Below are 20,698 nucleotides of genomic sequence, written 5' to 3'. Positions count from 1 at the left end.
CAATTTGTGAAATTCTGCCTAATCTCCATTTCATTAGTAAGTTTTTCTCCCGTCATTCTCTCCATAACACCAAATGTGCTGATTTAGTTCCCATAGCTATCAATGACCAGATACAAAAAAGCAGCCATAAGGCTGCTTTCTTCAATTGATACACAGCTATCGCTAGGTCTAAGCTTCTTTAAGCCACTGTGCGGCACGTTTAGCGAAGTAAGTTAAAATACCGTCTGCGCCTGCGCGCTTAAAGCAAAGTAGAGATTCCATGACGATGGCTTTTTCGGCTAACCAACCATTTTGGATGGCGGCCATGTGCATGGCGTATTCACCACTGACTTGATAGGCGAATGTTGGCACGGCAAGTTCAGTTTTAACGCGGTGCACTATATCTAAATACGGCATGCCTGGCTTAACCATAACCATGTCGGCACCTTCTTGAATATCGAGTGCGACTTCATGCAGAGCTTCGTCACTGTTTGCTGGATCCATCTGGTAGCTGTGTTTGTTGCCACCTTTGAGATTACCTGCTGAGCCTACTGCGTCACGAAATGGGCCGTAGTAGCTCGAAGAGTATTTTGCTGAGTAAGCCATTATTTGGGTGTTTACGTGGCCTGCTGCTTCTAAGGCTTGGCGAATAGCGCCTATGCGGCCATCCATCATGTCCGACGGTGCAACTATGTCTGCACCGGCTTCGGCGTGTGACAATGCTTGCTTCACTAAGATCTCGGTGGTGATGTCATTAAGAATGTAGCCTGTCTCATCTATGATGCCGTCTTGACCATGAGTGGTGAAGGGGTCCAATGCTACGTCTGTCATGATGCCAAGCTGTGGAAAGGCTTTTTTAAGCTCACGTACAGCACGTTGCACTAAGGCATCGGCGTTATAAGCTTCTTCTGCCATTAAGGTTTTTTTCTCTGCAGGCGTCACAGGGAATAGCGCAATTAATGGGATGCCTAACTCAACCAGTTCTTCGGCTTCTTTTAGTAGTAAATCGATTGAGTAACGTTCAATACCTGGCATAGAGGCTATTTTTTCACTGCGATTAGTGCCCTCTAGAACAAACATGGGATAAATCAAGTCATTGACCGTTAGTTGATTTTCGGCCATAAGACGACGGCTAAAATCATGTTTACGCATGCGGCGCATTCTACGCTGAGGGAAGGCACTGGTAATGATATTCACATTTGACTCCTAATTAGGTACTGGTACTGCTTGAAATGATGAAAATAAGCTGACTTGATTACGTCCACCATTTTTCGCTTGGTAGAGGGCTTTATCCGCTTGTTCTAATAATTTGGTGCTGTGCTGATCGTTAGTGACGATATCGGCACTGACTCCGATACTGATAGTCAAAGGTATCGCTACACCTTCCCATTCGAAATGGATAGAGGCAACTGCGTCTCTTATCGTTTCAGCGACTTGGAGTGCACCATCTTCTGCTGTATTAGGCAGGATGATAGCAAACTCCTCGCCTCCATAACGTGATACGAGATCCGTTGGCCGCTTTAAATGTTGCTGTAATGTTTGGGCTATGGTTCGTAAGGCTTCATCGCCTGCAAGATGGCCAAATCTATCGTTGATCAGCTTGAAGCGATCGATATCGAGCATCAACAGGGCTATGGGTGTTTCTTGCCTGCGGCTGATCCGGCTTTCAGCGATCAAACGTTTATCGAAAGCACTGCGGTTTTTGACCCCAGTTAAGCTATCGATAGTGCTTTGTTCGGTGAGCTTTTGGTTCACCTCATGCAATTCTCTGAGGGTGATTTCAAGTTCTAAGGTGCGCTCTTGCACCATTTTCTCGAGTTTCTCATTGCTCTCGGCTTCTGCTTTTAGGGCTTCTTCCCGCGCACTGCGAATTTTCTGTGCTTGCCTCAAGGCCTCTTGCTGAATACGTAGCTTAGCTTTGCGTTCATCGTTATAGCGGATGGCAAGCACCAGAGACATAAAGATGATTTCAAACGTCAGGCCGAGCATGACAGGCGTTTGCGGTTTTAAATTGAGGTCAATCACGCTGAGATACAACAAGCTACTGATGCAAGCGCCTGTCAGCATACTCACCCAGCCAATAGTGTACATACGTGCCAGTTTATGGCCATTGATAGCCTGAGTAATGGCAAAGACCATAAGTACCAGGCTGAGCACTGCAACGGAAATGATCTCGATATAGAGCGCAGTTCCATATTGGATAAAAGGCGTGGCGAGTCCAATACATAGGATATACACAGCGCTATAGCGACAAGTCAGCAGCATGCGGCGGTTTAAATATTTGAGCTGTAATATTTTTTCGGTAAACATCAGCGCAAACGCCATAACGATTGGCAGTAAAAATGGCACCATAACTTGCTGTAATATCGGCCAATTTGGCCAGAGGAATCGAAAGGCAAAACCGTTGATGGTAGCGACGAGCAAGGTCATGCTCAGGACGTAGCCAGAATAATAGCTGTAACTGAATGAGCCCGATGCAATGGCAATAAAGAGGCTAAAGATACCAATCGCGGCAAGTACGCCGAGTTGGAAACCATGTTCGACGGCGGTGGATTCGGCAATCTGGGCTAAGTCGTTAGATGACCAGAGATTTAACGGTATTGCAGCGCTGCCTTCGGTCTGAATATGCAAATAAAAAGTATGGGTATCATCCATGTTGAGCTTAAAAGGATACAGGAAGATATTGCTCAAAAATGGCCGTTCGTTATAGGGAAAGGTGTCGCCCATAAGCACAGTATTAGCGAGCTTATTATTGACTAAATGGTAGATAGTCACTTTGTCTAACAAGGGGTTATCTAACGCTAAAATACGTGAAAGTGTTTCGTCTGGGCTGGTTAAGCTGAAACTCAGCCAAAAATCATGGCCGCTGAGTTTTTGAATGTCTTTATTGGTGAAGTTATGCCAATCCGTTTTTGGCAAGGCTTGGATCTCGGTAAATTCCTTCGCCGAAGTGGGGTGGCTCACCATCAACCAAGGCGTAAGGTTTAACGGTGTCGCCGTTGATTCATCAATGCTTAATAGGGTTGCGAATGAAGGTGTTGAACACATCCATAGCCACAGCAAGAGTATGAGTGACGAGTTTCGTTTAAGCATGGACTCGGTCCAAATTAAAAAAAGCTACGCTATTCTGGTAGCAACGCGCTGCAAACTCATCAGCATTTTCACCGCGCAAGTTTGCAATATAACTCGCGATATAGGGGAGATATTCGGGCTTGTTCTTACTCGATTTAGGCTTAGGCCTCATGCTGCGAGGTAATAAGTACGGACTATCGGTTTCGATTAAAATGCGATTCTGCGGAATAAATGGTACGAGTTGCGCTAACTCTTGGCCGCGTCTTTCATCGCAAACCCAGCCTGTAATGCCTAAATGCAAATCCAGATCGATATAGGCTTCCATTTGGGCGTGAGTGCCAGTGAAACAATGTAAAAGCGCGCCACTAAGCTGTGGGCGATATTCCCGCAGGATAGCAATAAAGTCTTCGTGAGCTTCGCGCTCGTGCATCAGTACGGGCATTTGCAGTTCAACGGCTAAGGCGAGTTGGGCAATAAATGCTTGGCGCTGGATGGGTCGAGGAGAGAAATCACGATTGTAGTCTAAGCCACATTCGCCAACGGCAACCACTTGCGGCACTTGGCAGAGTTCGGCTTGTTGCTTGCTTGAGTCAGCTTGCCAGCCACTGGCATGGTGAGGATGTACGCCAGCAGTGCAATAAAGTTGATTGGGATATTGTTGGCAAATCGCGATGGCAGCTGCACTTTCAGTTAAATCGCTGCCAATAACAATTAACGGCGAAACCCCTTGGTCCGCCGCCGCTTGTATTATCGATGCTGTGTCTGGCTCGAGTGCGCTGCCAAGTAAATTGACAGCGATATCTATGTATGAGGGCATTAGTTTAGGCGTTTTACCCGTGCCTTGGCATTGCGCTCATCAGTGCCCATTAAGAAAGAGCCTAGGGCTGCTTTTTCAATGTAGACTTTTTCGCCTTGCTTTAAGTTGAACTTACGGCCGTCGGTTTGTTTCCATACCTGACCATTAGTGAATGTTACTTTGATAGCACCGTAGGGATCTTCTGCAACAGACTGCACTTCCAGATAAATCTTATCGACCGTATTTTCTTGAACGCGCTTAGCTTCCATCCCAAAGTCATCGACAATATTAGCGGCTTGCGCTTGGGGCGCGGTGGCCGCTACTGCTACAGCAGTCGGGGCTGCAACGGTTGCTACAGTCGCAGGCGCAACTTGAGTGCTCGCCAAAGCTGGTGTTACGCCTTTGACGCTTTCTGCTAGCTTGTCATAGCAAATCAAGCGGTCGAGTTTATCGGCTGTTGCTGCACATTGGGTTAACTGTTGTTCAATGCTGGCATTTGCTTGGACTGATACCAGCATAATTGCTGCTGCCATAAGAGTTAAGCGCATGAGAATGTTCCTTATTGTATTATTCCCCTAACGCCATCGAGGACGTTAGTCGTTTGTTTGTTCGCTATCTTCGTCTGACTCGTCGTCACCTTGCTTACTGTAGAAGCGAGCCGCTAATAAACCGCCTTCGAACAATAACAGCATTGGTACGGCAAGCATAGTCTGGGAAATTACATCGGGTGGGGTTAACAGCATGCCCACCACAAAGGCGCCTACGACGATATAAGGTCGTTTTTGCTTAAGTTCTTCAGGTGTTGTCACGCCCGCCCAGCATAGTAAAACAACGGCTATAGGGATTTCAAAGGATAGACCAAAGGCAAAGAACAGCTTCAGAATGAAGTTAAGGTAACTAGTAATGTCGGTCGCAACTTGAACGCCCTCTGGGGCATTGTTAGCAAAGAAGCCAAAAACGACGGGGAATACTATGTAATAAGCGAAGGCGATACCGAGATAAAACAATAAGGTACTGCTAAATAGCAGTGGCATCACTAAACGTTTTTCATGTTTGTATAAACCCGGTGCGACAAAAGACCAGATCTGGAACAACACATAGGGCACAGCCACAAAAAACGATAATACTAGGGTCAATTTAAAAGGAGCGAAGAAAGGGGCAGCGACATCGGTCGCAATCATGCTGCCACCAAGGGGTAAAGACTGCATTAAAGGTATTGCCATGTAATGGTAGATATCATTTGCCCAGTACACGCTGCAAATGAACACTAATAACACGCTGGCAATGGATTTTAGCAGCTTGGACCTAAGTTCAAGCAAATGGCTGATAAGTGGCTGCTGTTGCGACATGAATTATCCGTTGGCTTTCGGGTTAGAACGGGTATCCGCGCCCTGAGATGGCTCATTTGGAGTAGCGGGAGATGCCGACGTTGGACTCGCCTCTACAGTGGCAGTCGGATTAGCTTGGCTCGCTTGAGCTGGACTAGTTTGAACTGGGCTCGCAACTGGAGAATGTATTTGATTCTCTGACGCAGGCGTGTCTTTTACCGGATCCTGAACTTGATAAGGACGGTTTACCGACTGTGCCGCTTGCTTCAGTTGTTCAATAGACTCTTTGAGTTCAGGTGAGAGGTTAGATAAACCTTTGCTCTCGGCTTTTTTAAGATCTGCATGTAATTGCTCGATCTTCAGCTCCTGCTCAAGTTCTTCTTTTACCGAGTTAGCCATGCGTTTCATCGCACGGATCCAACTCGTTATCGAACGCACCGCAACCGGTAGACGTTCGGGGCCAAGAACCACTAGCCCCAAAACACCGATCAGCAGCAGCTCCATAAAGCCGATACCGTCAAACATAAAGAGTTACGCCTGTTCTTTGTTAGACTCAGGTTTCTTTTCAGTCGCCTGTTGAGTCGTTTGTGCTGTTTTAGCCGCTTCGGTGTCTTCTAATGCCTTTTTATCTTCTTCTGAAGACATGGCGTTTTTGAAGCCTTTCACCGCACCACCTAAATCACCGCCCAAAGAGCGTAATTTTTTAGTTCCAAACAACAAGACAACGATTAATGCAACGATAAGAAGTTGCCAAATACTAATACCACCCATGAAGGTATCCTCTTAATTGATATCGGCTCTATTATGAACCTATGATTAATTAGTGCTAGCTAAAATTTGCGATTCTTTGGCCTAGATCGCCATCCGACAAACCACAATATAATGCCTGAAACTAGACAAACATAAGGGGTCCATAGTGTAGCGTCTCTATTGATCAATAACGTGCCACAGATCAATAAAACTGCAGAAGTGATAAGCAAGTAGTTGCTCTTGTGTGCCTGCTGCTGGTATTTCAAATACTTATCTAGCATTTGTTGCTGAGAACTCAGCAATTTCCTGCCTAACTTAAGGTTATCGTAAATCAGTTCAGGGAATTCTGGTAGTTTATCAGCCCAATATGGCAGTTTTGTGGATACCTTTTTAAACATAGCCTTAGGACCCACTTGGTCGGCCATCCACTGCTCTAAAAACGGTTTAGCGGTTTGCCATAAATCCAACTGCGGATACAACTGACGACCTAAGCCTTCGATATAGAGTAATGTTTTTTCCAGCAATACCAACTGCGGTTGTACCACAATATCGAAGTGGCGTGCAGTACGGAATAATTCCAGCAACACATGACCAAAGGAAATCTCATCGAGCGGCTTGTTGAACATAGGTTCGCACACTACTTTAATCGCCTGTTCAAAGGCTTGTAGATCGGTTTTTTCCGACACCCAGCCTGATTCAATATAGAGCTGGGCAATTCGGTGATAATCGCGATTAAAGAAGGCGAGGAAATTTTCGGCGAGATAGCGTTTATCGACTTCGCTGAGTGTGCCCATGATGCCGCAATCGAGCCCTATGTAATAAGGGTTCTCTGGGTGATCGCGGGAAATAAAGATATTGCCCGGATGCATGTCGGCATGGAAAAAGTTATCGCGGAACACTTGGGTGAAAAACAGCTCTACTCCACGCTCAGCCAATAACTTAAAGTTGGTGCCTTGCGCTTTAAGGGCGGCAATATCCGAGACCGAAATTCCGTAAATGCGCTCCATCACCATTAGGCGCGGATAGCAAAACTCTTCATACACATAAGGCACATAGAGCGCATCTGAGTCGAGGAAGTTATTGCGTAGCTTGACTGCATTTAAGGCTTCGAGCTTAAGGTTTAACTCGCCTAAAATGGTCACGCGGTAGTCTTCAATCACTTCAGCAGGGCGCAGGCGATTACCTTCACCGAGGAGATAATCGATGACCTTGGCTGTTTGCGACATCAACTGCAGATCGGCCTGAATTTTAGCTTCTACATTCGGTCGTAACACCTTAAGTACGACGTCCTTACCGTTAGATTTCAGGGTCGCGGTATGCACCTGCGAAATAGAGGCTGATGCCAATGGTATTTCATTAAAGTCATCGAATAGGGATTCAATCGGCGCTTTTAGTTCAGCTTCAATCGCTTGGCGGGCGAGCGCACCATCAAAGGGCGGCACTTTGTCCTGTAGCATGGCTAATTCACTGGCCCATTCATCGCTGAGTAAATCGCGGCGGGTCGAGAGCATTTGCCCAAGCTTGATATAAACGGGGCCGAGTTCCTGCATCGCCAATTTTAAGCGTTCGCCACCGGGCTTATTTTTATGCTTATTGCGGATCCAGAACAGGCTATTACGGGCGAGTTTAAAGTACCAAGGTGTCACCTTTGGCGGCAATACGTCATCTAACCCGTACTGAAGCAAGGTCTTGATGACATGGTAACCACGGCGGATACTGGTAAGGGTCATGGCTTAATTTGGTCTCTTAATTGGGCAATCCGTTGTTCAATCGCGCGGGTATCGGCAACTAAATCATCCATTTGATCGCGAAAATGAAGTAACTCAATTGGGTGCGGTGCGAGGCGATACTCTTCAACGGCGAGTTGCCCTAAGTGGGAGCGCGTTTTACGCAACACTTCAAGTGCAAAACCCTTTGCCTGATGGCCTGTGCTGATGAGCTTGTGGGTGGGACCATCGCCTAAATAACGCGAAATTGGCTCGGCAAAATCAAACTCGATGCCACGTAGATATTGGCTAAAGCTTTGTAATAAATTGAGGTCACCCTCAAGCTTGAGTTTATCTTGCTTGATAAGTTCAGTTAGGTTTGCGCCTTCGGACACGCGATAAAGTGTGGTCGCATCGGCATGCAGACTGACATCGACATCGCCTTCATAGCGGCTCAGTACTTGGATCTCTTTGGCAAACACCAAATAGAGTGGCCAGCTGAGCTGCGATAATTGGATACGAAACACTTTGCCATGCAACTGGCGCTGGCGCGAATAGTCGTCACCCGCTTGAGCCTGAAGTTTTTTCAGGCCCGTTTCAATTGCGGCGCAGACCAGCAGCACAACTTCTTGCGGCATCATTAGAATTTATAACCACGGTGCAATGCGACAATGCCGTCGGTCATGTTGGTGTAGTCGACTTGCTCGAAGCCGGCATCTACCATCATTTGCTTTAATGTATCTTGATCTGGATGCATACGAATCGATTCAGCCAGATATTCATAGCTGTCGGCATCTTTAGTGATGAGTTCGCCCATCTTAGGTAAGACTTTGAAGCTATATAAATCATACACTTTGCGCATGATTTCATGCTGAGGCTTAGAGAACTCTAGCACTAATAACTTGCCACCGGGCTTAAGCACGCGGTTCATTGAACGCAGCGCCGCATCTTTATCGGTCACGTTACGCAGACCAAAGGCGATGGTAATGATGTCGAAGTGGTTATCGGGAAACGGCAGTGCTTCGGCGTTGGCTTGCACATAACTGACATTGTTGACTATGCCCTTGTCGCGCAGTTTAGTGCGCCCGACTTTTAACATGGAATCGTTAATGTCAGCTAAAACCACTTCACCTTTATCGCCCACTAAGTGAGAGAATTTTGCGGTTAAGTCACCTGTGCCGCCAGCCAAATCGAGCACTTTCATGCCAGGGCGGGCGCCAGATACCTCAATGGTGTAACGCTTCCAAAAACGGTGAATGCCGAAGGACATCACATCGTTCATTATGTCGTACTTAGCGGCAACAGAATGAAACACGCCGGCAACGAGTTCGGCCTTTTTATCGGCCTCTACGGTTTTGTAACCAAAGTGGGTACTTTTAGATTCGCCCTCAGACATCAATGTGTTCCTATTGTTTTGCAATGTATTAGTTGCGAGTGTAAGCCATCGCCTGCATTTGCTGAATCTTTGATCTATCACTCTGTGATCGAGCTAGTAAACTAACTGCAATGCCTTAGCTTGAGGCACACCCTAACAGTCGTAGGATTAAGTGCTTGTCGACCACGTAAAATGGACTGGCATTAGACCACAATATCAGGATTTGGTGAATAGCTTAGCGCCCTGTTGGCGGTAACTGATGGCGCTCATTGCGCCAAAAACTGTATCCGAGCCTGCACATAAGCGTAGATAAGCTCGCTGAGGCTTTGGCCAACATCCCTAAATCCGGCTTCAATCCCTGCTTCGTGGCAACTTGGCGCAGCCTCGGCTAAATGCAAATAAGCACAAGGGCAGTGGCGGGCGATATAACTGACATAATGCGCCGCATCTAGCAATGGCACACCCGCTGCCGTTGAGGCGCTACTGGGCATTTTAGCGATAGCGTCGACGTCGAGCTCCAGCCCCACGGGCAAACCTGTGTCATTCAGTCTGGCGGCGATCTCAAGCAAGGCTTGGCTAAGGCTGATTTCGTGGCGTACCCAAATTTGTTGCAAGCTATGCCAAGTACCACCAAATTCGCTGAGTTGACTTAGATTGGCTTCGCTGTTTTTTAACTCGTGTAAACCCAGCACATGGTAGCAACCTAAGGCGCCGCGATCGGCCGCGTAACTAAAACCATTGCCGCTGTGACGACCTTCAAGCAGACGAAAATCCGAATGAGGATCGAGATTCACTGCGGCCACTTGGCGTTGGTAATGGCCGTAGGTCGCCATCAATAAACCATAGGCATTGTTGTGACCGCCACCGATGAGTATGGGTTCTAAACCCGCTTTTAAAATCGCACTAACGATACGGATAACGCGCTCATCGAGTTGCTCCACCGCATCGCGTAATTCATCTAAGGTGACGTTAGTGTTAGCTGTTGTATTACCCGCAGTTTGTTGCTGCAGATCGGCGGTGTTCACTTGGCCTAACACTAGGCATTCGGCGCCAGAAAGAAAACGATTCGATTGTAAATTGAGCCATTGGCGCATACTGGTTGTGAACGCATCGGTTGCACCGCCGCGGCCTAAATTGGCACGTGGGCCGATATCTTCGCCAACGCCGATAATGGCAAAGCTTGCCCCGTGGGCTTTTGCAGTGGCGAGTATGGTCTCTAACGTGTGTTCGTGATTAGCCAGATGGACGCATTGGCCTAACTTAGTTTCGCCGGTTCTTGGGCTGACCAATGAGGCAATATCTGTATGGGTAAAGGGAATAAATTCAGGCATAGATTGATATTCTTATTCGGCCGGAGTCGAGCTATTGTGGCCAGTGTGGCGCGAGGATTCAATGGGGAAACGTTGAAAATAGTGAATAAAAAAGCCAGCTTAGCTGGCTTTCTTGGCTGAACAGTGAGATTACTCAATGTCGAGTGGTTCAGGTGATAAAATCACACCTGTGTTATCAGCATAAATGTGATCGCCGGGTAAGAAAGTCACACCGCCAAAATTGACCGGAATTTCCACTTCGCCCACTGAATTGCCATCAGCACCCACTGGAATTGAGGCAAGGGCTTGAATACCAATGTCTAACTCTTCCAATGCATCCACATCGCGTACAGAACCGTAAACGATAATGCCTTCCCAGTTGTTGCTAACCGCAAGTTCAGCGATAGCACCATCGATCAGCGCACGGCGTAATGAGCCACCGCCATCAACGAGTAAGACTTTACCTTGACCATCCTCTTGTAGGACTTCGGTGATTAGGCCGTTGTCTTCAAAGCACTTGATGGTGCTAATAGAACCGCCAAAAGAGCTACAACCACCGTAGTTACTGAACATGGGCTCGACTACATCTACGACATCTAAGTACATGTCACATAATTCTGAGGTGTTGTATTCCATATTTACACTCCTATTGATCCGCGTTGCGTACAGTTTAGCGAGTTTACGCCAGTATAAAAGGGATTATTGAAAAGAAAAGTGTTATCAATCACGGTATTGTTGCCACTGGGTCGTTAACACATCTGTAGTAAAGTTTCGTCGTACTTGAGAAGTTATGCGGTAAAACTTGATGTTAGTCATTAAATGACGGTTTTTTATTACAACTCTGTTGCATGCTTTGGTATTATATCCCAAGTTTAAATTAACTTACTTAACTTAATTTGCTTTAGGGGCATGGACCCCCCGTTACGCTTATGGACGGTAGAGGGCCTTCGAGAGGTGCCTATGGAAGCTGTAAATACGATTGAAATTATTGGTTATTTTGCCTCTGTAATGGTGGCGATCTCTCTAATGATGAAGAATATCATTTGGTTGCGATGGTTGAATTTTGTGGGATGTACCCTGTTTGTTGTTTATGGGGTGTTTATTTCTGCTTGGCCAGTGGCTGGCATGAATGCGTTTGTTGCTTGTATTAATATTTACCATTTGACGAAAATTTACCGCGCTAAGGCGAATGCTCCCGCCGCAGCCTAAGTTTATTTGATTGTGTTGCTCTTGGGATTCACATTTAGAGCAACACAATATCCTGTCTCAGTCCTATCGCTATTCCTGAAAACATTCCTTAGCTCCAGCATAACGTCCCTAGAATCCTTCTAGATCAAAGCCCCAGCCATGCTTCTTGTCATAAAACCTTCGAGCAGATGTCACTTAGCCGTCACAGGTCTTTCTTAGTCTCAAGTTATCTAATAGTGCTTTAGCTAATTCGATTCGGGTTTGACCATTAGCAAACAGTAAATTAGCCAGAAAATGGTAAATAACGAATTCAATCGTGAGTAGGGCCTTGGTGAGTCGGTTGCGTGATACCAAGCACTCTAAGCGTCGTCGAGAGAATGCACAGATTAACATCGCAGTAAAACTCGCTGGCATGCCAGCAAGGAGCCTGTTTTATGTTGAGTTACGTTGCAGACTTAGATAAGCGAATGTTTTGTCATATCGTGAGTTTCACCCAACGCCATGGTTTATATGCCCATGCAAAGCGGGTATCGGCGAGTGGCGATGGGCATGTGTATTTATATTTGTCAGTGGGCTTGATGCTGACTCACGCTCAAGGGCAGGCCTTATTCAACTTGATGTTAGCGAGTTTTTTGGTGGAGTTGCCGCTGTATTTACTGCTGAAAAATAGCATTCGCCGTACACGACCTTGCCATGCGCTTGTGGGATTTGAGAGTGGTTTTGAGCCATCTGATCGCTTCAGTTTACCGTCGGGTCATACGGCCGCAGCCTTTGTGATGGCAACGAGTGTGGCGCAAGTTTATCCCGTTGCGGCTCCTATCGCGTTTTTATGGGCTTTTAGCATCGGGGGCTCACGTATTGCACTCGGCGTGCATTATCCCTTAGATATTTTGGCGGGAGCCTCATTGGGGATGGGGGCAGTATTACTGGTCCATCCGGTGATTTAATTCAAGCAAGCGCACGTTAATCATTTCATCTCATTAGTTGGAATTCTCCTTCACTCATCAGTTTAAGGATACGTAATGCGAATACTCTACGGAGTTCAAGGCACAGGGAATGGCCACTTAAGTCGTGCACGCGTCATGGCTAAAGCACTGATGAAACAAGATATTGAAGTGGACTTTTTATTTTCGGGGCGTAAGCCAGATCAGTTTTTCGATATGGAATGCTTTGGTGATTATCGCGTACAAGCGGGCATGACGTTTGCGACTCACTCCGGGCGCGTGAATGTGCCGCAAACAGTTCGGCAGAATCTGTCATTGTCGTTATTTAAAGATATTAAAGCCTTAGATCTCAGTTGCTACGATCTTGTGCTCAACGACTTTGAGCCAGTATCGGCTTGGGCGGCGCGGCGCCAAGGCGTGCCATCGATTGGCATTAGCCATCAGGCGGCGTTGACTCATCCTGTGCCAAAACTCGGTAGCACTTGGTTTAATGAAATGCTGCTCAATTACTTCGCCCCTGTGGATATCGCGCTGGGGTGCCATTGGCATCACTTTGGTTTCCCTATCTTGCCGCCTTTTGTCGAAGTGGATGCCAGCCCATTCGAACACACGCATCAAATCTTAGTGTATTTGCCATTTGAGGATGCGGATGTGATTGCTCGTTTCCTGTCGCATTTCAGTGACTATCAGTTTTTGGTGTACCACAGCCAACAGCCTAAGGGACAAATTGCGGAACACATTAAGTGGCACGGCTTTAATCGTGAGGGCTTTAAGCAACATCTTGCCAGCTGCGGTGGTGTTATCGGCAATGCGGGCTTTGAGCTTGCCAGCGAAGCATTAACCTTAGGTAAAAAGTTGTTAGTGAAACCACTGATTGGCCAGTTTGAGCAATTATCGAATGTGGCGGCGCTGCAACTCTTGGCGGCCGCAGATAGCATGATGAGTCTCGATGTGAACGTTGTGAAGCGCTGGTTGAAAACCGCATCACCTAATCCGATTGCCTATCCTCAGGTTGGGGATGCGCTGGTTAAATGGATTGATGGCGGCGATTGGCACGATAGTCAGCCGCTATGTAAAGAGCTGTGGAGCCAAGTTACTCTGCCTGATACTTGGCGTTAAATCAGCTCATAAGCTGTGGTGAAAAACTACTTAGGCACTAGCTGGGTCAATGGGGTTAGCGTATAATTTCGGCACTTTTGCTGTTAGCCCCTTTCAGCACGTCTATTTTGGCCTAGCTTGGCCGTTAATTATGTTGTTATAAATGAGCCTGAAAAAGTTTACCCAGTACAAGTTACTGTTTTTAATGTTGTTGTCGCTTTGTGTCTTACTCCCTTTTATTCCAGATCAGGCTTACCACATTCCCAGCCCAGATATTGCGAAGCAAAACTTCCATGTGATTGAGTTTAACGATCAAGGCCAGCCCCATGACGAAAGGCAATGGCAAGGTCTAGAGGCGCGCATATCCCAGCCAGAGCCTGCACAGATCCCTGAACTATTGATTTTTGTCCACGGCTGGCACCACAGTGCAGAGCCTAAAGATGAAAACTTTATCGCCTTCGAGCAGTTTTATCAGCAGATGGCGGCGTCCGATACGCAGCGCAACTTATTGGGTTTGTATATTGGCTGGCGCGGCGATAAATACGATCCCTTCTGGCTCGATGGCTCAGATGATGCGAAAAGCTGGATTGAACCTTTAGATTTTCCTACCATTTTACAGCGTAAACGGGTTGCTAAACGCATAGGTCAATTAGGTTTATCTCAACTGCTTGATAAGCTAGATGGCTTAGTGACAGAGCATAAACTGCTGCGTTATACCGTAATTGGTCATAGTCTTGGCGGGGCGGTTGTTTTGCATGCCAGCAAAGACCGCATCAAGGCTGCTATCGATCATCAGCAGGATAATCCCAATTTATTCTTACTGTTAAACCCTGCCGTGCCCGCGAAGGAGTACCAGCCACTCGATACCTTGGTGAGCTTAGATAGGCAAAAACCAAGTATGGTGGTATTGCAGTCGAAGGGCGATTTTGCGGTGAAAGAAGCTTTCAATTATATCAAGGATGGCGAGCGCGCCGTTGGTAATTCTTGGGCTATTACCCACGATATCGACAAATGCTCAGGTGGCAATTGCACTACGCCAATGAAGATGCCGTCGGCTTTGATGGCGCACGATCAAATCCCTGGCTGTATGATGACCTTGCCCCATTCTGGTTGGAAAATTCGTGCTCGTCTGCAGGCCCGTCGTACCGTGCAAACCTGTCCCGATGCCAATATGCAGGCCGTGTGGGTGCTGGCGGTGTCGGATGAAATCGTCTCAGGACACAATGGTATTCTGACGCCGGATCATGCCAAAGCCTTGTCTGAAGTGATGAGTATGATTGATTTGTATCGAAATCAATTACCTAAACATGCGGTGGAAAGTCCCGCCAACCAAGATCTCGGTACTTTAGCCCCAGAGTCAGAAGCTGCAACATCCACACAAGGTGAAGCGCCTGTGCCACAAGAGCCGGTGATGATTGTCGAGCCTTTACCTGAAGAACAAAGTTCACCGACGCTTGAGGTCAATTCACCATTGCAGGAGCTAAACGTACCACAGGAACAAGATAAGTCTGCCGTAACTGAGGTACCGCACGCGCCAATCAAAGCGCCAGAACTAGAAGCAAAACCTGAGGCTAAGCCAAATGACGGCGCAGAGCCTCAACCTAAGGTTGAGACTGAAGGCATAAAGTGATCGGTAGTGCTGAGAAGCATGTCGAATTCAGCTAGTGATGTTACTTGCTATGCACAGCCCTCAGGGCATTTTCTTGAAACCAAAATTGGCCGAGCTTAGAAAGTAATAGGCATATACATCAAGTGTTATATGTCATTGGAAATAAATAATAAGCTGGCCAATACACTTTGTGAGTCAATATGAGAGCTGAGTTAAGAGCAAAAATCATCACGGTTTGTCATAAAAAAATTGAGACTAAAGGCGATAATGTCGGTGTCTCATTTTACGCCTTCTTTGCGAACAAAAATGATGATCCAGAGTTGCTTATGGAAGCGGCGACTTGGTGGATTCAAACTCATCGCTTAGATCATTTTGTTAAGGCTCATAAGGTGATAGAGATAATCCAAAAGGAATCGGAAGAATAGATCCTAAATCGCTTACTGCGGATTTTTTGTTTGCCACCTGTGCCAAGTAAAAGTGATTAGCGCGGCGAGTATTAGGCTGACAATGGCCCATGTGGGGTATTTGTGCTGGTGGTAAAATGCCAGCATAGGAGCAATTTCATCGCGGATTAACACTGGGCCTAACCCAAAAAGTGCCACCCAAATGCTGGTGGCTAGGGCATTACCTATTACAAATTGCTTAAGTGGCATTTTAGCCAAGCCGCAGCCGATAAACATAAATTGTTTTAATCCCTCAACAAAACGACTCAGTACTAAAGCGGCAATGCAATATTGGCCAATAACGCCATGGATTTTGTCTTCCAATTGCGGTTTTATCCAGCCCTTCTTAAGCAATACATCACCAAAGCGCCAACCGATAAAATATCCCAAACTGTTACCGCTGAGTGCAGCGCAAGCTGCGACGATCAACACCAATGGCAGTGACATTTGCCCTGTTGCAGCTAATAAACTGGCGACAATCAATAAGGATTGCCCCGGCGCTGGAATGCCAAAACCCTCGACAGCAATCGCGACAAATAGCAGCACATAGCCATATTGCTGCAGCCAAGGGGTGAGTTCGGTGATGATATGTTGTAGCGCTTCAGGCATGGATGAAAGTGATCGAATCAGTGGGACAATTAGCCCATCATACTCGCCAACTTCTCTGGCTGGATAGATTTATGAGCAAAGTTTCATGCCAGTTTTAGTTAGCGGCGGTGAATAGGCGTAACGCAGGTTTTTCAGTTTTTACCTGAAATATAAAAAAGGCCGAACTCAGTTCGGCCTTAATGTTAGTACTGTCGCGACGATAAAACGACTATGCGAATGCCGCTTGTAGCTGTGGAACGACTTGTTTTTTACGGCTTAATACGCCGTCTAACCAGACTTTACCATCGACGGTATCTTTACCGTAGGCGCGTTGGGTCAGGTCGCTATCGTCAGACACGATTAACAGCTCTGAGCCTTCTTTCATAATGTCAGTCAGCAGTAACAATACACTGTGGCGATTGCCTTCCACTTTCAGTGCTTTGATATCGGCTTCTAACTCGGCCTTGATATCGTCAAATACTGACAGGTCGATGACTTCTAACTGGCCAATACCGACTAAGTTACCGTTCATGTTGAAGTCTTTAAAGTCACGCATAACGAGGTCGCGTGCTGGCGTGCCTTGTACAGCTGATTTCACTTTGAACATTTCCATGCCCAGTTCTTTGAAATCTTCAACGCCCGCGATTTCAGCTAAGGCTTCAACGCAACGAATGTCGGCAGTGGTGCAAGTCGGTGATTTGAAAATCACGGTATCACTCAGAATGGCGCACATCATGATGCCAGCGATATTTTTAGGGATAGCGACTTGGTAAAAGTCGAACATCATCTTGATCACTGTGTTGCTGCAACCTACTGGGCGGATCCAGCATTCTAACGGGGTATCTGTGGTCAGATCGCCAAGCTTGTGGTGATCGACAATCCCGACGATCGTCGCTTGGGCGATATCATCCGGTGCTTGAGTCAGTTCTGAATGGTCAACGATATACACTTGCTCGCCAGCGTAGCTGGTTTTGTATTCCGGTGCTTCGAAGCCGAAACGTTCCAGAATAAAAGCGGTTTCGGGTGACAATTCACCTAAACGTGCGGCAATGGCTTCTTCACCGATTTGGTTTTTTAAATAGGCTAACGCGATAGCACCGCAGATTGAATCAGAATCGGGGATCTTGTGACCGACAACGTAAATAGGCATTTCAGGGACTCTCCTTTAAATTTGTGACAATTTTAGCAATATTTGGCTCGGATCGGAAATAGCCAAAGCGCATATCACTGCGCGCTTAAGACGCTATAACGCTAAAAATCCCGAGCTGAGATTCGGTAAAGATGGTTTAAGGGTTAGATCTTTACTTTTATCACGACTTTACGTACTGCTGTGGCGATATCGCCCGTGCCTGGCATATGCATGTCACCGGGGAAAAATAGCGCAAACATACCCGCTTTGAGTTGCACATAAGAGGCATTGGCTTTGTTTGCCTCGTAATCAAACTCGGCGTAATCGTGTTTGTCAAAATAGGGTTTTGAGGGTGTTTGGTCCGCTAGTGGCAAATAACCAAACTCTTCTTCACCGCTGAACACATATTGCACATCGATATATTTTTGATGTACTTCAAAGGGTTCTGTCGATCTATGCTTAGTGTGGTAGTCGTTGACTATCACAAAAATATTGTCGCCATCGAGGGGATAATTGCCCACGGGTAGCTGACTAAAGTCTGTGGTGGCAAGATGTGCTAATGCTGTGGCAAGCCGAGGGCTTAGGGATTGATAAATATGGTGGTTTGCTAAGGTATCGACGATCATCGGTTACTCGATAGGGCGGATGTGAATGAGTGAATTGTAAAGATTATAATCAGATCACTGCCGTTAGGACATAAGCTTTAGACATAAAAAAACAGGCCATTGCATGGCCTGTTTCTATATCAAGTGTCACTTTATTCGCTAAGACGTGCTTAGTAAGTGTATTTAGCTTCTAAGAAGTAGTAGCCACCATTAAAACCAAACGGGGTGTTGGTTAATGGATAGACAAAAATGCCGTTGTTGCTGTTAATCGCGGGTGTTTTTTCGGGATACACATCAAACAGGTTTTGTACTCCAGCGGTAAAACTTAGCGCATCGGTTGCTGCGTATCTCACTGACAGATCCATCACCCATTGATCGCTGTAATTCACATCACCCGTGGCATAGCCAACAGTGTAATCACCAAAGTAGCTGAGGCGAATATTTGTCTTAAAGTCGCCTAGCTCATGGGTCAAGCCCAAGTTACCTGTGTTATGCGGTGTCGCCGAGGTCATGCGAGTTTGTTCAATGCTATCGAATAGCTTTTTGCCTAACCCATCTAAAATTTGCGGGAAATGAATATCTTGGATTTCAGTCTTATTGAAGGCATAGGCTAAGTTCGCCCGTAAATCACCCCATGCGCCGATATCAAAATCTTGGCTCACTACAAGGTCTACGCCACGGGTGCGGGTATCGACGGCGTTGATAAAGAAGCGCGCCGATTCTGCATTGGTGCCCGCTAACGCCGCCGCTACGGCGGGCGAATCATTAGGCGTCACTGAGCTCGACAGAATAATGCGATCATCGATGGAGATTTGATATGCATCTAATGTCAGTGCTAAGCCCGTGTCATTGGTGTACACCAAGCCTAAGCTAAATGATTGGGATAGTTCGGGATCTAACTCATTAATACCTAGTGCTTTGGTCACTGGCGATAGGGTGTTAAAAGTGCCTGACTCAATAGGCACCAGCTGACCAGTCACAGGATCGGGATTAAACAGCGTCGAGATATTGCTGAAGTACAGTTGTTGTACGCTCGGCGCTCTAAAGCCAGTGTTGATGGTACCGCGCAGGGCCAAGTTATCGGTGAAGTCGTAACGGCCCGCTAATTTCCAACTGGTGTTGCCACCAAAGTCAGAATAGTTTTCGTAGCGCAGCGCAGCCGCCCAGTAAAACTCATTGGTTAACTGGTTCTCGAGTTCCATATAAACGCCAGTGTTATCACGGGTTTCATCCACTTGCGACTCAGGGGTAAAGCCAGTGAAACCTTGGCTACCTGCAGCGCGGTTGTCGTAACCGCCATTGATGTATGAACCTGTTTCACCGGCTTCAATTTGATAGCCGTTTTGGCGCCACGACACACCCGTCGCAAACAGGATTTCAGAGTCATTGGCAAAGGCAAAGTAGCGCGAGGCATCGAGATTAAGATTGGTTTCACGGGTCGTGAGTGTGCCCGCGTCAAACTCGGTTGGGCTATCTGGGCCTAAAGAGGCGTTTAAGGTATTAACAATATTGTAGTTAAATGAGTTTTCACCATGACCAGCCGAAGTATCGATATTCCACTCGCCTAGGCTGAATTCATACCCCAGCACTAAGGAAGCATCGATAATTTTAGGATTGATCTGCGGCAAGAAACCATCTGGATAGATTTCGGTTAAGTTACGGGCGTCGAGTGCACGGCGGTAAAAGGCGCCTGACTTAGTCTCACGTTGGCTGATGCCACCAAACGCATAGAGTTTGCCATCTTTTGTGAGGGGCTGGGCAGCGTTGATGAATAGACCTAAGTTGTCATATTCGGCATCGCCGACCTGGTGACTCTTTCGGTTGAATGTGGCTTCGCGGGGATCGGCTGAGCCATCGGGTAATTTTTCATACTGTTGACGAGGGTCCAATCCAGCGCGGTTAGTGCTGTCTTTATGGTGGGCTTCTAGGGAGACATTCACAAAGCCATCGTTACTTAAACTGATGCCGTGGTTTACACCCACACGCCATTGCTCGCCATCACCTATGTAGGTTTGTCCTGCTTGAGCCGAGATGCTACCGCCTTGGTCGCTGTCCTTTAGCACCACGTTGATGACGCCGGCAATTGCATCCGATCCGTATTGTGCCGAGGCACCATCACGCAGAATTTCGATACGCTTAATCGCTGTCATAGGGATAGCGTTTAAGTCGACGTTAGATGAACCTTTACCCACAGTGCCACTTAAATGCACTAGCGCTGAGCCGTGACGACGTTTGCCGTTAACGAGTACTAAGGTGTGGTCGGGCGACAGGCCGCGTAAGCTGGCGGGGCGCACCGCATCTGAACCGTCAGTCACTGAGGAAAATGGGAAGCTGTAGCTTGGCGCGGCAAATTGAAGTGCTTTAGCGGTTTCAGTCATGCCGGTCGATTCGAGCTGCTCGGCGGTGATAATGTCTACAGGGGCAACACTGTCAGTTGCCTTGCGCAGTGCTATGCGTGAACCTATGATCTCGATTTTCTCGAAGCCAGGCTGTTGTTCTTCGGCTTGGACAGCTGGAATGGCCAGTGTGGATGACACTGCCAATGCGATAATCCCTAGACGCATAAAAACCTCTCAATGATGTTTGTAACCCGATACTCGAACTTAGGAGTGCAGGTTAAAGATAACGTAACAATTCAATGTGGAGAAGGTTATCACTGTAACAATTGTTACATCTAGACATAAATGTGCTAACTCAGAGCCGAGTGTTCTAGTTAATGTTTAAAATGCAGTTGAATATATGGATGAAACCTTGTTATCGGCAGATGCGCTTTGAGTG

At 46.9% G+C, this 20,698-nt stretch carries 21 protein-coding genes; 5 read left to right on the top strand and 16 right to left on the bottom strand.

Annotated elements, in window-relative coordinates; genetic code table 11:
- Nucleotides 1-168: 168 nt before the first annotated feature.
- The 12 genes from hemB to rraA form a co-directional block, all read right to left on the bottom strand.
- Nucleotides 169-1,176 (bottom strand): porphobilinogen synthase, encoded by a 1,008-nt coding sequence (hemB, locus tag FW758_RS07180; RefSeq protein ID WP_006087116.1) that lies wholly within the window; start codon nucleotides 1,174-1,176, stop codon nucleotides 169-171.
- A gap of 9 nt (nucleotides 1,177-1,185) precedes the next feature.
- The gene (locus tag FW758_RS07175; RefSeq protein ID WP_446445015.1) at nucleotides 1,186-3,072 is read right to left on the bottom strand and encodes a sensor domain-containing diguanylate cyclase; all 1,887 of its coding nucleotides are present in this window, start codon (nucleotides 3,070-3,072) and stop codon (nucleotides 1,186-1,188) included.
- Nucleotides 3,065-3,868, bottom strand: coding sequence for a TatD family hydrolase (locus tag FW758_RS07170; protein ID WP_347672844.1), 804 nt, complete (start codon nucleotides 3,866-3,868; stop codon nucleotides 3,065-3,067). The genes FW758_RS07175 and FW758_RS07170 overlap by 8 nt, the downstream gene beginning before the upstream one ends.
- Entirely contained in the window at nucleotides 3,868-4,395 is a 528-nt protein-coding gene (locus tag FW758_RS07165) for a hypothetical protein (protein ID WP_259583323.1), read from the bottom strand. Before FW758_RS07165 ends, FW758_RS07170 begins: the two co-directional genes overlap by 1 nt.
- 45 nt (nucleotides 4,396-4,440) lie before the next feature.
- Nucleotides 4,441-5,196 carry a twin-arginine translocase subunit TatC gene (gene tatC, locus FW758_RS07160; protein WP_006083331.1) on the bottom strand — a complete coding sequence of 252 codons (756 nt, stop codon included), beginning with the start codon at nucleotides 5,194-5,196 and terminating at the stop codon, nucleotides 4,441-4,443.
- A 3-nt stretch (nucleotides 5,197-5,199) separates the two neighbouring features.
- Nucleotides 5,200-5,700, bottom strand: coding sequence for a Sec-independent protein translocase protein TatB (tatB, locus tag FW758_RS07155; RefSeq protein ID WP_226059453.1), 501 nt, complete (start codon nucleotides 5,698-5,700; stop codon nucleotides 5,200-5,202).
- 6 nt (nucleotides 5,701-5,706) lie between these two features.
- On the bottom strand, nucleotides 5,707-5,946 hold the full coding sequence (gene tatA / locus FW758_RS07150) for a Sec-independent protein translocase subunit TatA (RefSeq protein WP_006083329.1): 240 nt from the start codon (nucleotides 5,944-5,946) through the stop codon (nucleotides 5,707-5,709).
- Nucleotides 5,947-6,005: 59 nt separating this feature from the next.
- Nucleotides 6,006-7,655, bottom strand: coding sequence for a ubiquinone biosynthesis regulatory protein kinase UbiB (ubiB, locus tag FW758_RS07145; RefSeq protein ID WP_446445014.1), 1,650 nt, complete (start codon nucleotides 7,653-7,655; stop codon nucleotides 6,006-6,008).
- A complete protein-coding gene (locus FW758_RS07140) occupies nucleotides 7,652-8,272 on the bottom strand; it encodes a ubiquinone biosynthesis accessory factor UbiJ (RefSeq protein WP_006083327.1) in 621 nt (206 codons plus the stop codon). The genes ubiB and FW758_RS07140 overlap by 4 nt, the downstream gene beginning before the upstream one ends.
- Nucleotides 8,272-9,027 (bottom strand): bifunctional demethylmenaquinone methyltransferase/2-methoxy-6-polyprenyl-1,4-benzoquinol methylase UbiE, encoded by a 756-nt coding sequence (gene ubiE / locus FW758_RS07135; protein WP_006083326.1) that lies wholly within the window; start codon nucleotides 9,025-9,027, stop codon nucleotides 8,272-8,274. Before ubiE ends, FW758_RS07140 begins: the two co-directional genes overlap by 1 nt.
- A gap of 245 nt (nucleotides 9,028-9,272) precedes the next feature.
- Complete coding sequence (locus tag FW758_RS07130; RefSeq protein WP_446445013.1) at nucleotides 9,273-10,337, bottom strand: formimidoylglutamase; 1,065 nt, start codon at nucleotides 10,335-10,337, stop codon at nucleotides 9,273-9,275.
- Nucleotides 10,338-10,466: 129 nt separating this feature from the next.
- Nucleotides 10,467-10,952 carry a ribonuclease E activity regulator RraA gene (rraA, locus tag FW758_RS07125; protein ID WP_006083324.1) on the bottom strand — a complete coding sequence of 162 codons (486 nt, stop codon included), beginning with the start codon at nucleotides 10,950-10,952 and terminating at the stop codon, nucleotides 10,467-10,469.
- A 324-nt stretch (nucleotides 10,953-11,276) separates the two neighbouring features.
- On the opposite strand from rraA, the gene FW758_RS07120 reads away from it, so the two are divergent.
- The 5 genes from FW758_RS07120 (at nucleotide 11,277) to FW758_RS07100 (ending at nucleotide 15,580) form a co-directional block, all read left to right on the top strand.
- The gene (locus tag FW758_RS07120) at nucleotides 11,277-11,525 is read left to right on the top strand and encodes a uroporphyrinogen decarboxylase (RefSeq protein ID WP_259563847.1); all 249 of its coding nucleotides are present in this window, start codon (nucleotides 11,277-11,279) and stop codon (nucleotides 11,523-11,525) included.
- Nucleotides 11,526-11,938: 413 nt separating this feature from the next.
- Complete coding sequence (locus tag FW758_RS07115; RefSeq protein WP_300483027.1) at nucleotides 11,939-12,451, top strand: phosphatase PAP2 family protein; 513 nt, start codon at nucleotides 11,939-11,941, stop codon at nucleotides 12,449-12,451.
- 75 nt (nucleotides 12,452-12,526) lie between these two features.
- Nucleotides 12,527-13,567 carry an MJ1255/VC2487 family glycosyltransferase gene (locus FW758_RS07110; RefSeq protein WP_311891336.1) on the top strand — a complete coding sequence of 347 codons (1,041 nt, stop codon included), beginning with the start codon at nucleotides 12,527-12,529 and terminating at the stop codon, nucleotides 13,565-13,567.
- A gap of 142 nt (nucleotides 13,568-13,709) precedes the next feature.
- On the top strand, nucleotides 13,710-15,176 hold the full coding sequence (locus tag FW758_RS07105) for a thioesterase (protein ID WP_446445012.1): 1,467 nt from the start codon (nucleotides 13,710-13,712) through the stop codon (nucleotides 15,174-15,176).
- A gap of 179 nt (nucleotides 15,177-15,355) precedes the next feature.
- Nucleotides 15,356-15,580, top strand: a complete 225-nt coding sequence (locus FW758_RS07100; RefSeq protein ID WP_012586620.1) for a DUF6500 family protein — start codon at nucleotides 15,356-15,358, stop codon at nucleotides 15,578-15,580.
- A 12-nt stretch (nucleotides 15,581-15,592) separates the two neighbouring features.
- Here the strand turns inward: FW758_RS07100 and FW758_RS07095 are convergent, their stop codons facing one another.
- The 4 genes from FW758_RS07095 to FW758_RS07080 form a co-directional block, all read right to left on the bottom strand.
- Complete coding sequence (locus FW758_RS07095) at nucleotides 15,593-16,207, bottom strand: DedA family protein (RefSeq protein ID WP_446445011.1); 615 nt, start codon at nucleotides 16,205-16,207, stop codon at nucleotides 15,593-15,595.
- A gap of 208 nt (nucleotides 16,208-16,415) precedes the next feature.
- Complete coding sequence (locus tag FW758_RS07090) at nucleotides 16,416-17,336, bottom strand: manganese-dependent inorganic pyrophosphatase (protein ID WP_006083317.1); 921 nt, start codon at nucleotides 17,334-17,336, stop codon at nucleotides 16,416-16,418.
- 143 nt (nucleotides 17,337-17,479) lie between these two features.
- Nucleotides 17,480-17,941 (bottom strand): YhcH/YjgK/YiaL family protein, encoded by a 462-nt coding sequence (locus FW758_RS07085; protein WP_446445010.1) that lies wholly within the window; start codon nucleotides 17,939-17,941, stop codon nucleotides 17,480-17,482.
- Between the two features lie 149 nt (nucleotides 17,942-18,090).
- Nucleotides 18,091-20,484 (bottom strand): TonB-dependent receptor plug domain-containing protein, encoded by a 2,394-nt coding sequence (locus FW758_RS07080; RefSeq protein WP_446445009.1) that lies wholly within the window; start codon nucleotides 20,482-20,484, stop codon nucleotides 18,091-18,093.
- Nucleotides 20,485-20,698: the final 214 nt, after the last annotated feature.

Source organism: Shewanella sp. 1180_01, assembly GCF_052850535.1.
The sequence above is the reverse complement of the archived record's forward strand: the minus strand, read 5'-3'. Positions and strand labels throughout refer to the sequence as shown.